We start from the raw sequence: 13,890 nt of genomic DNA, 5'->3' as shown, positions 1-13,890 counted from the left end.
GGCCCCACTCCGCGGCATCCTCGCTGAGCAGCCGGCTCAGTACTCGGGGATCGACGCGGCGATGCGCCGCACCTCGGCGAGCTTGAGCGCGCGCTCGAGGTCGCCCGCGAAGTCGGCCAGGCGCGACGGCCGCGCCTCCTCGTAGCCGGGCTCCTCGTCGAAGCGCGGCCAGCGGCGGTCGAGCTCCTGCTCGAGGGCGGCGGCGACCTCATCCCACGCTGCGACACGGGCACGCTCGGCGAAGCCGGCGACGTACTCCTCGTCGTCGCGTCGGCTCCACAGCTCCGCGGCCACCGCGGAGTAGACCTGCTCGCGGCGGCGCAGGTTCAGCGCGTCGCCGCGATGGTAGTCGTGCTGGTGCTGCGACCGCCCGTCGCGCTGCGAGGCCACCTCGCGCTCGTGGGCGATGCGGTCGGCCGCCTCGTGCTCCTCCTCGACGAGGTCGAGCAGCACCTGTCGAGCGGAATCCGCCGCACGCTCGCCGGTGTACGCCTCGTCGCCGCGGAGTGCGTCGACGATGAAGCGGTTCTTGAGCCGCATCCGCCCCGCCGCCTCGGCCATGAGGAGCCCCTCGTCGCGCATGTCCTCGAACGAGGCCGGCTCCACGGGCGGCAGCGCCGAGCGGTCGAACGGCGCGAGCTTGAGGCGCCGCCGTCGTCGCAGCCAAGCCATCGCCCACCTCCGCTCGTCCCCATCCGAGGGTAGCGAAGTGCACCCCCGCGCGCCCTGACGGGATGGTGAACGGCGACCGTCGGGGTCGCCGCAGCGTCGGGCGGCGCGCGGCGCGTCGGGCGGCGCACGGCGCGCGGCGCGGGCGGGCGCAACGAGACGCGCGACAAGTCGGTGGGTCGACGACGCCGCGTCAGGCGGCATCCGGGTCGAAGCCCGGCGTGCGCCCGTCGCGCGCGACGTACTTCACCACGAGGCTGCAGTCCTTGTCGCCGTACCCCTCGTCGATGAGGCGCTCGAAGCGGTCGAGCGCGAGCCGGCCCGCGGCGAGGTCGAGTCCCGCGGCCTCGCCTGCGGCGAGTGCGTACGACAGGTCCTTCTCGGCGAGGCGCGCGGTGAAGGTCGCGTCGAAGTTGCGGTTGGCCGGGCTCGTGGGCACGACGCCCGGCACCGGGTACCACGTGCGCACGGGCCACGAGTCGCCCGACGACACCGACGCGATGTCGTGGAACACCGACGGGTCGAGGCCGAGCTCGGCCGCGAGACGCGCGCCCTCCGAGCTCGCGAGCAGCGAGATGAAGAGCATGAGGTTGTTCGCGAGCTTCGCCGCGATCCCCGACGTCGGGCCGCCCACGACGAACACGTGCCCCGCCATGGGCTGCACGAGCACGGCCGCCTCGGCCGCGTCATCCGCCGCACCGCCGAGCATGAACGTGAGCGTGCCCGCGTGCGCCCCGGCGATGCCGCCCGACACGGGGGCGTCGACGAAGCGGATGCCGCGGGCCTCCGCCGCCTCGTGGCACCACCGCGACGTGGCGACGTCGACGGTCGACGTGTCGAGCACGAGCGCGCCCGGCCGCGCCGCCGCGAACACGCCGCCGCCCGCGTCGCCGCCGAGCACCTCGCGCACGTGCTCGGACCGCGGCAGTGACGTGAACACCACGTCGGCGCCCGTGACGGCGCTCGGCACATCCCGTGCGATGCGGATGCCGGCGGCCGACGCCTGCGCGACGGCGTTCGCGTCGACGTCGAATCCCACGACCTCGTGCCCGGCCGCGGCGAGGTGGCCGGCCATCGGCCCGCCCATGTGCCCGAGCCCGATCCACGCGATGACTGCCATCGGCCTGCCCTCCTCGACGTCGGCGTCGACGCGGCGCCCGCGCCTCGTCCCACGCTACGACTCCCGCCGCGCGATCGCATCGCCCGGCGCATCACGACTCCGCATCCGGCGCCGTCCGATCGCCCACCTCCCAACCCCTCACCTCCCCGGCCCGCAACTCCCCACGCTTCGCCTCCCACCCCGCAACTCCCCACCTCCGTGACGCCGCGTGTACGTGCGGCGGGCGCACAGGTCGCAGAAGCGGTCATTCTCGGGGTCGAGAACGACATCACGTGCGACCCCGTCGACCGAGACCGAGGAGGGAGGCGAGGGGTGAGGGTCGAGCGGCCGGGGGCGTGGGGGCGGGAGGGGCGGCTAGGGGATGGCTCGCGCGGTGCGCTCGAGGTCGGTCGCGGCCGGGCGCTCGCGCTGCGTCGCGAGCGCCGTGCCCGCGGCGCCGCACACGATCGCGATCGCGATGACCTCGACGACCGTGAAGGACTCCCCGAGCACGAGCACCCCGAACCCCGCTGCGATCACGGGGCCGAAGCTCGTGATGATCGCGTAGAGCCGCGGCGTGATGCGCCGCAGGATGTACGTGTCGAGGCTGTACGGCAGCGCCGACGACAGCACGCCGACGCCGAGCAGCAGACCCACCACCTGCCAGTCGAGGGCGCTCACGTCGAGCGTGGCGATCGCGAGCGGCACGAGCAGCGTGAGGCTCACGAGGCTCGCGACGGTGAGTCCCTCGAGGCCGGGGAGCCCGACGGCGACGCGTCGCGTGAGCAGGATGTAACCGGCCCAGGCGGCCGCGGCCGTGAGTGCCAGCACCACGCCCCACGGGTCGACTCCGGATGCGGCGGCGCCCGCGGCATCCGCCCCGCCGACGTTCCCATCGCCCGCCGCCCCCGGCCCGATGAGCAGGAACACCCCCGCGCCCGCGGCGAGCGCGCACGCGACGTCGAGGATGCGGCGCGAGGTGAGCAGGGCGATCGCGAGCGGGCCGAGGAACTCGATCGTCGCGGCGATGCCGAGCCCCAGCCGGTCGACCGACTCGTAGAACGTGACGTTCATGATCGCGAGCACCACGCCGAGCGCGACGGCAGGGTGCAGCCGCCGCCACGTGAGCTCGGCGCGCTTCGGCCGGTAGAAGGGCAGCACCGCGACGGCCATCACGAGCTGGCGCACGGCGACGACCACGAACGATCCGACGACGGGGATCACGAGGCCCGCGAGCGACGAACCGAAGTTGATCGACACCTCGGTGCCGAGCTGGGTCGCGGCGCCGGCCGCGCGTCGGCGGCGGAGCACGGCCTCCGTCATCGGGGCGTCGGCGGGGTGGGGCGTCACCCCTCGACGATACGGCCGAGCGGCGGTCGGCGGATGCCGCTGCGCGAATCCCCGTCGCGCCTCCACGCCGCGCGGCCCCGCGTGGAGTTTGCTGGAGTCGAGGACGCGGATGGGGGTGCGCGGATGACGAAGCCGGTCGGATGCCTCACGGACGACGAGGCTCGGGGGGCGAGCCGGGTCGAGCTGCGGCGCGTGATCGCGACGCCCGACCTCGAGTCGTGGGACATGGTGCTCTATCCGCGGATCGGCGACGAGCCGCTCGCGGTCGACGTGTTCACGGTCGACGACCCGGCCGAGCTCGACGAGGCCTCGGCCATCGAGCACGCCGACCACTACGCCGAGTTCGTGCTCGGCTGCCTCGGCCTCAAGCGCACCGAGCCCTGGGCCGAGACGCAGGAGGGCGTGCTCTGGGCGCACGTCGCCTGAGCACCGCGGTGCGCTTCACCGCCGGTCGAGTCGGCGCGCAGCGCCGTATCGAGGCCCCCACGGATCTCGATACGGGGTCGACTCCGTCGGCCCCTACTCGATCGGCGGGGGGTCGACTCCGTCGGCCCCTCCTCGATCGACGCGGACCACGATCGCGGCGCGCTAGCCCGCCAGCTGCTCGCGGAAGCTCGCCGGCACGGCATCACCGGGCGCCCGCTCGCCCGCGGCGACGCTCGCCTCGGCCGCGACGAACCCGTCGGGTCGCACGAGGTAGAGGCGGTCGGCGCGCAGGCGTCCGTGCGGGTCGGGCGCGAAGTCGTGGTGCTCCACGCCCAGGCGATCGGCGACCCGGGCCACGAGCCATGAGGGCGCGCCGTACCCGTGCACCTGCCAGCTGAGGGAGCGCAGCGCGTCGTAGTTGTCGCCCGTCCACGCGAGGCGCTTGCCCACGATGTCGTCGCGGCGCTGGCTCGCGGAGGGAACGCGCTGCGACATCCGGTACCGGATGCGGGTCTGCGACAGCCACCCGAAGATGCGTCGCACCCCGATGAGCGGCGGGATCACCCGCAGCCCGAGCGGGCCGAGCGCCGGGATGACGCGACCTCGCACGAAGTGGGCGAACCCCTCGTCGGAGGTCACGACCCCGAACATGCGATCCGTCGTCGACACGAGCTTCAGGGCGACCCGGCGGCGCTCCACCTGGTAGCGGTCGAGCCGGCGCTCGGGCATGCCGCGCACCACCACGTCGGCGATCGCGCAGGCGAGGTTGTGCGCATCCTGCAGGCCGGTGTTCATGCCCTGGCCACCCACGGGCGAGTGGATGTGGGCGGCGTCGCCGACCAGGAAGCATCCGCCCGCCCGGAAGCGCGCGGCCACCCGGTGGTGCAGGCGGTAGGTCGCGAACCACGTCGACTCGCGGTAGCCCACGGTGAACCCGCGCGCGATGCGGGAGCGTACGAGCGCCTCGGGCAGCTCGCCCGCGGCGGTGAGGTCGTCGTCGCGCACGACGCCGAGGATGCGCGCGTGGCCGCCCTCGCCCATCGGGAACGACAGCAGGATGTCGTCGGGCGCCATGCGGATGTTGACGTACCCGTCGACGAGGCCCGTCGCGCCGAGCGCGTCGGCCACGAAGAAGGTGTGCTGGTTGGTGACGCCCTCGAACGGGATGCCGAGCAGTTCGCGCACGGCCGAGTGCGCGCCGTCGGCGCCGATCACGAACCGGGCGCGCACGGTCACCGGCCCGTCTGGCCCCTCGAGGGTCGCCACGACGGATGCCGCGGGCTGCTCGAGCGCGACGAGCCGATGCCGCCACAGCACCTCGCGACCGGTCTCGTGCAGCCCGTCGACGAGGATCCGCTCGTTGCGGCTCTGCTCGAGCACGGCGATCTCGGGGAACGGGGTGATGCCCGCCCCGAACCGTCGGAGCGGCACCGTGCCGAGCACCCGGTGCCGGAACGCGAGGATGGCGCCAGGGGCCGAGGTGCGCTCGGCGAGCACCCGGTCGATGAGGCCGAGCTGGTCGTAGAGCTCCATCGACCGGGCCTGCACGACGAGGGCGCGCGACTCGCGGGTCGGTCCCTCCTTGCCGTCGACGATGAGCGCGTCGACCCCGAGCCGGGCGAGCGTCATGGCGGCCATGAGGCCGCTCGGGCCCGCTCCCACGATGAGCACCTCGGTCTGCAGCGTTCCGCCCTCGCCCATCACTCCACTCTGGCACCGCACGGGTGCGGGCGCGAGGGGTGCGTGGAGCCGGGACGCGGCCGGAGCGCCGAGTCGGGCCGCGGAGCCGGGCGCCGGCGCGCCGAGTCGCGCGGGCCTGCACGGCGGATCGGCCGGATGTGCTCGACGTTTGTCGCAACATCCGGCGCCCGAAGCCCGCCGGGCTGGCATGCTGCCTGCATGCGGCATCCCATCGTCATCGTCCCCGGCATCGGCGACTCCGGACCCGACCACTGGCAGACCCTCTGGCAGTCCGGACTCGCCGACGTGCGCCGCATCGCGCCGTCGTCGTGGGAGCACCCCGAGCTCGACGACTGGGTCGCCGCAGTCGATCGCGCCGTCGCTGCGAGCGCGGCCCCGCCCGTGCTCGTCGCGCACAGCCTCGGCTGCCTCGCGGTGGCGCACTGGGGCGCGCGCGTCGCAGCGTTCGGTTCGGCGAGTGGGGCGGATGCCGCATCCGGCCCCCGCGCCGCGGGCGTCACGCCGGTCGTGGCGGGCGCCCTGCTCGTCGCCCCGCCCGACATCGACGGCCCCGCGTTCCCCGTCGACGCCGTGGGATTCACCGTGCCCGCTCCCGGCCCGCTGCCGTTCGCCGCGGTGCTCGTGGCCTCGTCGAACGATCCCTATTGCACGCCCGGGCACGCCGGCGACCTCGCCGAGGAGTGGGGTGCGACGCTCGTCGACATCGGCGCGCACGGGCACGTCAACGTCGCGAGCGGCTTCGGGCCGTGGCCCGAGGGCCGCCGCCTGCTCGACGGGTTCGTCGAGTCGCTCGCCGTCGCCGCCGACGCACGGACTCGATTCGCGGAGGCGTGACCGGGGGCGGTCGCCGTCGACCGCGATACCGGAGATCCGACGGCACCCCCCATGGTGCAGCGGCGAGCTGACCGGATCTGCTGCACTACGTCAGCCGAGCAGCAGTTGCTCGGGCCGCGTCACCTCGCGCCAGCCTTCCGCTGCGAGGGTGCGCGGCATCCGGTCGGCGGCGACGAGCTCGGGCATCGCGAGCCCCGAGAGCTGGGCGATGTCGGCCACGGGCACCTGGTACGTGCGGAACGGCCCGAGGTCGGGTACCGCGCCCGCGGCGACGCGAGCCGCCTCCGCCTGCAGGCGCGCCGCGCCCTCGAGGTCGATGAGGGGCGACTGGTCGAGCACGAACCCGGCCGTCGCGAGCTCGTCGCCCGACCGCCAGGCGACCACCTTGAAGAACCGCAGGGGCACGCGGATGCCGCGATACGGCGGATCGTCGGGTGCGAGCACCGGTGCCGTGAAGACGCTGAGCCGCTGCGCGTGCACGCGCGCGTACTCGAGCACGTGGTCTTCGAGGCCCACCCAGAGCAGCATCGACTGGTTGAACTCCGACGCCTGCGGCGCCGCGTTCGGGTAGTGGAAGCTGTCGGAGCTGGCTCGCGCCGCGACCTCGGGGGTGCCCCACACCGGGTCGCGCCGACGCACGAGATGCCCCCGGTCGAGGTCGTTGCGCGCGTAGATCTCGGGCCCGGCCTGCCAGTCGGCGGGGATGCGCTCGTCGAGGCGCCAGTCGTCGCCGCGCTCGACGTCGACGAGACGGGCGCCGTCGACGTTCACGCCCGTGATGCGCGCGAGCCGCCGACGGGTGTCGAGCACCACGGTGAAGTGCAGGTAGTCGAGGTCGACGGATGCCGCGGCATCCGCTTCGGGCACCCGCGGCATCGCCGCCTCGAGGCCGAGGAACCACGCGTCGAAGCCCATGGCCCCACCAGACCACGAGCCGCCGACACCGGGCCGGCTCAGCCGAGCCCCGAGATGCCGCTGCCGATGAGCATCGCGCCGATCACGAGGAGCACGATCGCCATGACGATCGCGTTGTTGCGCAGGAGCCACGCGCGCGCCTCGGCGAGGATCGGCGACATCCGTTCGCCGCCCACCAGCACGGCCAGCACCGGGATGGCGACGCTCAGGCACGCGAGCAGCACGAACACGGCGCCCGCGAGCACCATCTCGCCCGCGCCGAGCATCGCGCCGCCGATCGTGAGCCCCGCACCGGCGGCGAACGCGATCTCCTTGGGGTTCGCGACCGTGAGCACGAGGCCGAGGCGGAACGCGCCGCCGGGGCCGGTGCCGTCGATCGAGCGCATCCAGCCGGGCAGCTTCGGCTCGTCGTCGGCGCGCGGGCGGCGACGCCACTTGACGACGGCCCCGACCACGAGGGTGGCGCCCACGAGCAGGCGCAGCACCGCCGCGGGCGTCGTCGATCCCGTGGCGTCGTCGATGAAGTCCGACGCCCACGCGAAGAGCGCGGTCATGGCCGCGAAGGCGAGCACGCGCGCGATGAGGAAGAGCACCCCGCCTCGCGCGCCCACCGGCGCCATCACGAGCAGCAGCACCGCGATGATCGGCACGGGACTGAGCGCGACGCCGACCCCGAACGGGATGATGTCGCCGATCACCTCTGGCATGGTCGCAGACTATCTGCGACAGCCCCGGGGTCGCGCCATCCGGTCATGGAACTTCCCGGTTCAGCGTCGTATGCTGAACTGCATGGTTCAACATGTGCCGCTCGACCATGCGTTCGCCGCGCTCGCCGACGAGACCCGGCGCGGGATCCTCGAGCGGCTCGGCGAGGGTCCCGCCACGATCAGCCGGCTCGCCGAGCCGACGGGCATGACCATCACGGGCATCCGCAAGCATGTCGACGTGCTCGTCGAGGCGGGCCTCGTCACGACCGAGAAGGTCGGCCGCTCGCGGCTGTGCCGACTCGGTCCGGAGCGGCTCGACGAGGCGATGGCGTGGATGGAGGCCTACCGACAGCTGCAGGAACGCGCCGTCGGCGGCCGCCCGACGTACCTCACGCTGCGCGACGCCGAGGAGGCAGGCCAGACGCCGTCCGCCTGACCGGCCGCAGGCCGCGAGCGGCGGATGTCGCGCTGTCAACGCCTCGACGCGCGGCCGCCGATCCCACAGCATCGTGAGCGAGGTGTCCACCGGACGCCGGACGGAGGCACGACATGAGCGACCGCACGCCGGAGACGCAGGACGAGCCCGTGCAGCGCGGGGCAACGGAGGCGTCGCGCAGCGAGCAGATCCGCGGCATCCTCGCGCAGGTGCACGAGGACCTGCGCCTCGGCCACGTGCACGACGAGGGCGCCGCGCTGCGCCAGCGGCTCGATGAGGCCGGCATCCCGGTTCCCGAGGAGGAGCTCGAGCGCTACCTCGAGCACTGAAGCCCGAGTCCTGAGCGCCGGGTCCGGCAAGGCCGCAGAGCCGGACGCAGGGCCCGACCTCGGCGTGGCCCGCCGGCCTGCCCGCAGGCGGAAGGCCCCGGGCACGTGCCCGGGGCCTTCGTCAGCCGGCGCGGTCGCGGTCGCCCCGGCGAACGCACGCGGAGTCAGTGCTCCGCGTGCGAGATGTGCGCCGCGAGCGCGCTCGACGGCCCGACGTCGGCGAGCGCCGCGGCGCCGTCGAGGGGGTGCGCCTCCCCGATGCGCAGCTCCGCCGCGGGCAGCAGCCGGCGCAGCTCGGCACCGAACTCGCGGGCCAGCGCCGGGGCGTGGAAGAGCCCGCCGATGCCGCGCACGCGAGGTGCCGCGGCATCCGCCTCGCCCACGCGGCGCAGCCCCGCGAGGGCGGATGCCGCGAGCTCGCGCCCGGCCTCGGCGACGATCGCGCCCGCCACCGCATCGTCGTCGGCGACCTCGGTCACCCGGCGCGCGTACGCCGCGATGCGCTGCACCCGCGAGGGATCTCCCTGCAGCTCGATGTACGCCGACTCGAGGTCGGCGAAGTCGGGCCGCACGATGTCCGTGAGCACGGTGGGCTCGCCCCGCCCGTCGTGGTGTCGCATGACGGCGTCGAGCGCGGCCCGCCCGAGCCAGTAGCCGCTGCCGGCGTCACCGATGAGGTTGCCCCAGCCGTCGACCCGGGCGACCTCGGTCGCGCCCACCGCGAGCGTCACCACGCCCGTGCCGGCCGCGACGACGACTCCGCGCTCGTCGCCGAGGGCGCCCAGGTAGGCGGTGATCGAGTCGTGGGCGAGCAGCATCCGTCGTGTGCCGAGCGTCGCGGCCGCGGCGAGCAGCGCGCCCGCGTCGCTCTCCTCGGCGGTGAGCCCCGAGACCCCGATCCCCACGGCCGTGGCGCGGTGTCCCGCGTCGCCGGCGCGCTCGATCGCGCGCGCGAGCTGCGGCAGCAGCGGCAGGTCGGTGCGGATGCCGGGCGCGGCCCATTCGGTCGTCTCGTCGCCGCGGCGGTACCGCAGCTTGATGCCGGTCTGGCCCGCGTCGATGGCGAGCAGGCCGCCGACCGCGGCATCCGACCGAATGGGCAGCACCTCGGTCACGACGCCACCAGCTGGTTCGCCGTGCGCAGCACCTCGCGCGCGGTGAGCTGCTCGAGGGTCGGCGCGGCATCCGTCGTCACCTCGAACACGGCGGACTCCCCGGGCAGCAGGGTCACGAGCGCACGGTCGACGGATGCCGCGGCGTCGACCTTGTCGACGAGCAGCGTCACGTCGCGCAGCAGCGACTCGGCGGTCACGCGCAGCGCCACTCCCCCGGCGCGCTGCTGCAGCTCGGCCGAGAACCGGCCCGCGTCGAGCGCACTGTCGCGGTACTCGGCGAAGAACCAGAGGCCGCGCACGCCGTCGAGCCCGGCGCGCAGCAGCTCGCCCGCGGCATCCGTCGTCTCGGCGACCGCGGAGGGCACCGCGACGGTCGCGACCGAGCGGGCGGCCGCCGACACGACCACCGACTCGGCCGCGCGCAGGTCGCCGTCGAAGCCGAGCCGCTCGATGGCGAGCGAACCCGTCCACGGCTCGGCCGTGTCGTTGACGACGGCCACGACGAGCCCCGCCGACGGGTCGGCCGGGTCGGCCGGCTGCACGGTGACGAGCCGGTCGGCGTGGGCGGCGCGCAGCGCATGCAGCAGCGGCTTCGCGCGCTCGTCGCCGTCGACCGCCGCCCACGAGGTGACGGGCCAGCAGTCGTTAAGCTGCCACACGATCGAGCCCATGCAGTGCGGCGCGAGTGAACGGAACCACTCGACGGCCGTCGTGATCGCGTTCGCCTGGTTGAGCTGCATCGCCCAGTGCCAGTCGTGCATCTCGTTCGGCAGGCGCAGGTGCGGCAGCAGCCCGTCGGTGAGCTTGACGTTGCCCTCCATGGCCTTCTGGTGCACGAGCATGCCGGGCGACTCGGGGGTGAGCGGCGCGTCGGAGACCGAGCGGGTGAGCGTCGCCCACGCGGGCGGCGCCTGCCAGCCGAACTCGGCGACGAAGCGCGGCCGGACGTCGCGGTAGTGCGGGTGGTCCTTCTGGTTCCAGAGGTCCCAGATGTGCATCGAGCCGTGCGCGGGGTCGTTCGGGTGCGACTCGGTGTCGAATGGCACGCCGGGCTCGCGCGAGGGCGTGAACGGGCTGCCGGGCGTGTAGCCGACGTGCGGCGCGAGCTCGGCGACGATGGCCGGGAAGAGCTCGTGGTAGTAGCCGGCGCCCCAGGTGGCGCCGTCGAGGCGCAGCTTCCAGTTCCACTCCTGGTGGCCCCAGAGGTTCTCGTTGTTGCCGTTGAGCACGACGAGCGACGGATGCCGCCCCAGGCGGGCCACCGCCTCGCGGGCCTCGGCCTCGATCTCGCCGCGCAGCGGCTCCTCCTCGGCGTAGGCGGCGCACGCGAGCAGGAAGTCCTGCCACGTGAGGATGCCGCGCTCGTCGCAGAGCTCGTAGAAGTCGGCGGACTCGTAGATACCGCCGCCCCACACGCGGATGAGGTTGAGCCCCGCGAACTCCGCCTGGTCGAGGCGCCGTGCGTACCGGGCGCGGTCGACGCGGTGCGGGAACGCGTCGTCGGGGATCCAGTTCGCGCCCTTCACGAACACGGGCTCCCCGTTCACCACGAGGGTGAAGGGCGTGCCCGCGGCATCCGGAGTCGTGTCGAACTCGATCGTGCGGAACCCGATGCGCTGCGTGACGCGATCGGCCGGCCCGGCGGCCCGTGCCGACGGCGAGTCGGAGTCGACCGCGACGCGCACGTCGAGGTCGTACAGCGCCGCCTCGCCGTAGCCGCGCGGCCACCAGCGGCGCACGTCGGGCACGCGCACCTCGAGCACGGCCGCGGTCTCGTCGGGCCCGAGGGCGACGGATGCCGCGTGCTCGCCGATCGCGGCCGTGACGCGCAGCCGCTCGCCGTCGGTGCGCGCGACGTCGACGTGCACGGCCACGACGCCCTCCTCGCCGTCGATCGTCGCGATCGGACGCACCGCCGCGAGGCGCGCGCCCGACCACTCCTCGAGCGCGGCGGGCCGCCACAGCCCGGCGGTGGACGTGTCGATGCCCCAGTCCCAGCCGAAGCTGCACGCCATCTTGCGCAGGGCGTTGTAGGGGTGGTGGTTCACGTGGGGGCGGTAGCCGAGTTCGAGGCTCGCGGCATCCGCAGCCCGGATCGCCGACGCGAAGTCGACCTGCAGCTCGTTGCGGCCCTCGCGGAGCAGGCCGCGCACGTCGACGCGGTACGACCGGTGCATGTTGCGCGTCTCGGCGACGACCTCGCCGTTGAGGCGCACCGTGGCGACGGTGTCGAGGCCCTCCAAGACGAGCTCCGCGGCGCCGTGGGGCGATCCCGTCGAGCCGGTGGAGACCCGCGGCGCCCACTCGAAGCCCGTCTCGTAGCGCCAGTCGCACCGGCCGATCCAGGCCAGCAGCGCCTCGTTGTCGTCGAGGTAGGGGTCGTCGATGAGCCCCGCGGCGAGCAGGTCGGTGTGCACCGACCCCGGTACGGTCGCGGCCACGCGCGCCGTGCGCACGTGCTCGGGTGCGGGGCCGTCGAGCAGGCTGAGGGTCCAGCCCTCGGCGAGGGGGGTGCGGATCACTTGGTCGCTCCGGAGGTGAGGCCGCGGTAGATGTACCGCTGGAGGAAGAGGAACAGGACGAGCGTGGGGATGATGACGAGGATGGTGCCGGCCGCGATGACCTCCCACTGCGCGCCGAACGGCCCCTTGAACCGGAAGAGCGCCGTCGAGATCACGCCGAGGTCGCGCGAGGGCATGTAGAGGAACGGGATGTAGAACTCGTTGTAGATCGCGATGCCCTTGATGATCACGACCGTGGCGATCGCGGGCTTCAGGAGCGGCAGGATGACGCGCCAGTAGATCGTCCAGCGGTTCGCGCCGTCGAGCATCGCCGCCTCGTCGAGCGACTTCGGGATCGACGACATGAACTGCACGAACAGGTAGATCGCGATGATGTCGGTGCCGAGGAAGAGGGCGATCGCGGCGCCGCGCGTGTTGTAGAGCTCGAGCCAGTTCACGACCTGGAACGTCGCCACCTGCGTCGTGACCCCCGGCACGAGCGTCGCGAACAGGAACGCCCCCAGGATGAGCGGCTTGCCGCGGAACTCGAACCGGTCGATCGCGTAGGCCGTCATCGTGCCGATGAGGATCGTGCCGACGAGCGACACCACGAGGATGAACGTCGTGTTCAGGAAGCCCACGACCATGTTGCCGTTGACGAACGCCGTGACGTAGTTGTCGAAGTTGAACCAGTTCGCGGGCAGGTCGAACGGGCCGGTGCTCGCGTACTCCTCCTTGGTCTTCATGCTCGCGATGAGCACGACGAAGAGGGGCACGACCGCGACGAGCGCCGCGACGACGAGGGTGGTGTACTTGCCGGTCGTGCCGGCGAGGCGCGCGATCATGACAGGTCGACTTTCTCGTCGGGGAAGAGCTTGCGCTGCACGAACGTGACGACGAGCACGAGCACGAGCAGGACCACGGCCATCGCGGACGCGAGGCCGAACTTGCGGAAGTTGAAGGCCGTCTCGGTGGCCTGGATGACGAACGTCATCGACCCGTTGGCACCGCCCGTCATGATGAACGGCACCTCGAAGACCGAGAGGCTGCCCGCGATCGCGAGGATGAACGAGAGCCCGATCACGCGGCGGATGCCGGGGGCGATGAGGTAGCGGAACTGCTGCCACCGGTTCGCCCCGTCGAGGTCGGCCGCCTCGTACAGCTCGCCCGGGATCGATTGGATCGCCCCGAGGAACAGCACGAAGTTCAGTCCCATGTAGCGCCAGATCGACGTGCCCGCCAGCGAGTAGTTCACCACGTCGGGGTCGCCGAGCCACTGCGGCGGGTCGCCGACGCCGAACACTGCGAGCACCGAGTCGAGCGTGCCGCCCGGCTGGAAGAGGTAGAGGAAGACGAACCCGATCGCGACCCCGTTGATGAGGTATGGGAAGAAGAGCACGCCCTTGAAGAAGTTGCGGAACCGGGTGCTGAAGCTCAGCACGGTGGCGAAGTAGAGCGCGAGCGCGATCTGGATGATCGACGCGCCCACGTAGTACAGGCTCACGAGGAAGACCTGCACGTACTCGGGCCGGGTGAAGACCTCGACGTAGTTGTCGAGGCCGACGAATCCGTCGGCGGGCCCGAGTCCGTCCCAGTCGGTGAAGCTGTACCAGAACATGCTCACCACGGGGATGAACGTGAACGTCGCCAGCAGTGCGAGCGGCACGATCACGAACAGCCAGGGCGTGTACCAGCGGGTGCGGGTGGGTGCGCCGCGCCCGGCGGCGGGGCGGGCCCGCCGGGTGCGCGAGACGCGTGGCGGGCGGCCCGCGGCATCCGCTCGCCGCAGCTCGGCTGCCAGCGGGTCG

Annotated in this window: 14 protein-coding genes; 4 read left to right on the top strand and 10 right to left on the bottom strand. The window is 73.2% G+C overall.

Annotated elements, in window-relative coordinates:
• Positions 1–36 precede the first annotated feature (36 nt).
• From EDM22_RS15640 to EDM22_RS15630, 3 genes are all read right to left on the bottom strand, one after another.
• Positions 37–672, bottom strand: a complete 636-nt coding sequence (locus EDM22_RS15640) for a hypothetical protein (RefSeq protein ID WP_122938016.1) — start codon at positions 670–672, stop codon at positions 37–39.
• Positions 673–862: 190 nt separating this feature from the next.
• Positions 863–1,789, bottom strand: coding sequence for an NAD(P)-dependent oxidoreductase (locus EDM22_RS15635; protein WP_122938015.1), 927 nt, complete (start codon positions 1,787–1,789; stop codon positions 863–865).
• Positions 1,790–2,143: 354 nt separating this feature from the next.
• Entirely contained in the window at positions 2,144–3,118 is a 975-nt protein-coding gene (locus EDM22_RS15630; RefSeq protein WP_245989453.1) for an EamA family transporter, read from the bottom strand.
• 123 nt (positions 3,119–3,241) lie between these two features.
• Between EDM22_RS15630 and EDM22_RS15625 the strand changes: the two genes are divergently transcribed.
• Entirely contained in the window at positions 3,242–3,544 is a 303-nt protein-coding gene (locus EDM22_RS15625) for a hypothetical protein (RefSeq protein WP_122938013.1), read from the top strand.
• Between the two features lie 162 nt (positions 3,545–3,706).
• Here the strand turns inward: EDM22_RS15625 and EDM22_RS15620 are convergent, their stop codons facing one another.
• On the bottom strand, positions 3,707–5,245 hold the full coding sequence (locus EDM22_RS15620; RefSeq protein ID WP_122938012.1) for an FAD-dependent monooxygenase: 1,539 nt from the start codon (positions 5,243–5,245) through the stop codon (positions 3,707–3,709).
• Positions 5,246–5,443: 198 nt separating this feature from the next.
• On the opposite strand from EDM22_RS15620, the gene EDM22_RS15615 reads away from it, so the two are divergent.
• Positions 5,444–6,079 (top strand): RBBP9/YdeN family alpha/beta hydrolase, encoded by a 636-nt coding sequence (locus tag EDM22_RS15615; RefSeq protein ID WP_122938011.1) that lies wholly within the window; start codon positions 5,444–5,446, stop codon positions 6,077–6,079.
• Between the two features lie 90 nt (positions 6,080–6,169).
• On the opposite strand, the gene EDM22_RS15610 is transcribed toward EDM22_RS15615, so the two are convergent.
• Positions 6,170–6,994, bottom strand: coding sequence for a DNA/RNA non-specific endonuclease (locus EDM22_RS15610; RefSeq protein WP_122938010.1), 825 nt, complete (start codon positions 6,992–6,994; stop codon positions 6,170–6,172).
• A gap of 38 nt (positions 6,995–7,032) precedes the next feature.
• Positions 7,033–7,701 carry a GAP family protein gene (locus EDM22_RS15605; protein ID WP_122938009.1) on the bottom strand — a complete coding sequence of 223 codons (669 nt, stop codon included), beginning with the start codon at positions 7,699–7,701 and terminating at the stop codon, positions 7,033–7,035.
• A gap of 82 nt (positions 7,702–7,783) precedes the next feature.
• Between EDM22_RS15605 and EDM22_RS15600 the strand changes: the two genes are divergently transcribed.
• Both EDM22_RS15600 and EDM22_RS15595 read left to right on the top strand, forming a co-directional pair.
• Positions 7,784–8,137, top strand: coding sequence for an ArsR/SmtB family transcription factor (locus tag EDM22_RS15600; protein ID WP_122938031.1), 354 nt, complete (start codon positions 7,784–7,786; stop codon positions 8,135–8,137).
• Positions 8,138–8,250: 113 nt separating this feature from the next.
• Complete coding sequence (locus EDM22_RS15595; RefSeq protein ID WP_122938008.1) at positions 8,251–8,466, top strand: hypothetical protein; 216 nt, start codon at positions 8,251–8,253, stop codon at positions 8,464–8,466.
• Between the two features lie 164 nt (positions 8,467–8,630).
• Here the strand turns inward: EDM22_RS15595 and EDM22_RS15590 are convergent, their stop codons facing one another.
• From EDM22_RS15590 to EDM22_RS15575, 4 genes are read right to left on the bottom strand one after another with little or no spacing between them, the layout of a single operon-like run.
• Positions 8,631–9,581 carry a BadF/BadG/BcrA/BcrD ATPase family protein gene (locus tag EDM22_RS15590; RefSeq protein ID WP_245989451.1) on the bottom strand — a complete coding sequence of 317 codons (951 nt, stop codon included), beginning with the start codon at positions 9,579–9,581 and terminating at the stop codon, positions 8,631–8,633.
• A complete protein-coding gene (locus EDM22_RS15585) occupies positions 9,578–12,103 on the bottom strand; it encodes a glycoside hydrolase family 2 protein (protein WP_122938007.1) in 2,526 nt (841 codons plus the stop codon). The genes EDM22_RS15590 and EDM22_RS15585 overlap by 4 nt, the downstream gene beginning before the upstream one ends.
• Positions 12,100–12,927 carry a carbohydrate ABC transporter permease gene (locus EDM22_RS15580; RefSeq protein WP_122938006.1) on the bottom strand — a complete coding sequence of 276 codons (828 nt, stop codon included), beginning with the start codon at positions 12,925–12,927 and terminating at the stop codon, positions 12,100–12,102. Before EDM22_RS15580 ends, EDM22_RS15585 begins: the two co-directional genes overlap by 4 nt.
• Positions 12,924–13,883 carry a carbohydrate ABC transporter permease gene (locus tag EDM22_RS15575; protein WP_122938029.1) on the bottom strand — a complete coding sequence of 320 codons (960 nt, stop codon included), beginning with the start codon at positions 13,881–13,883 and terminating at the stop codon, positions 12,924–12,926. The genes EDM22_RS15580 and EDM22_RS15575 overlap by 4 nt, the downstream gene beginning before the upstream one ends.
• Positions 13,884–13,890 lie beyond the last annotated feature (7 nt).

It is taken from the genome of Agromyces tardus (assembly GCF_003710805.1).
Lineage (GTDB): Bacteria > Actinomycetota > Actinomycetes > Actinomycetales > Microbacteriaceae > Agromyces > Agromyces tardus.
Note: the sequence above shows the minus strand (reverse complement) of the source record. Positions and strands in the feature narration are given on the sequence as shown.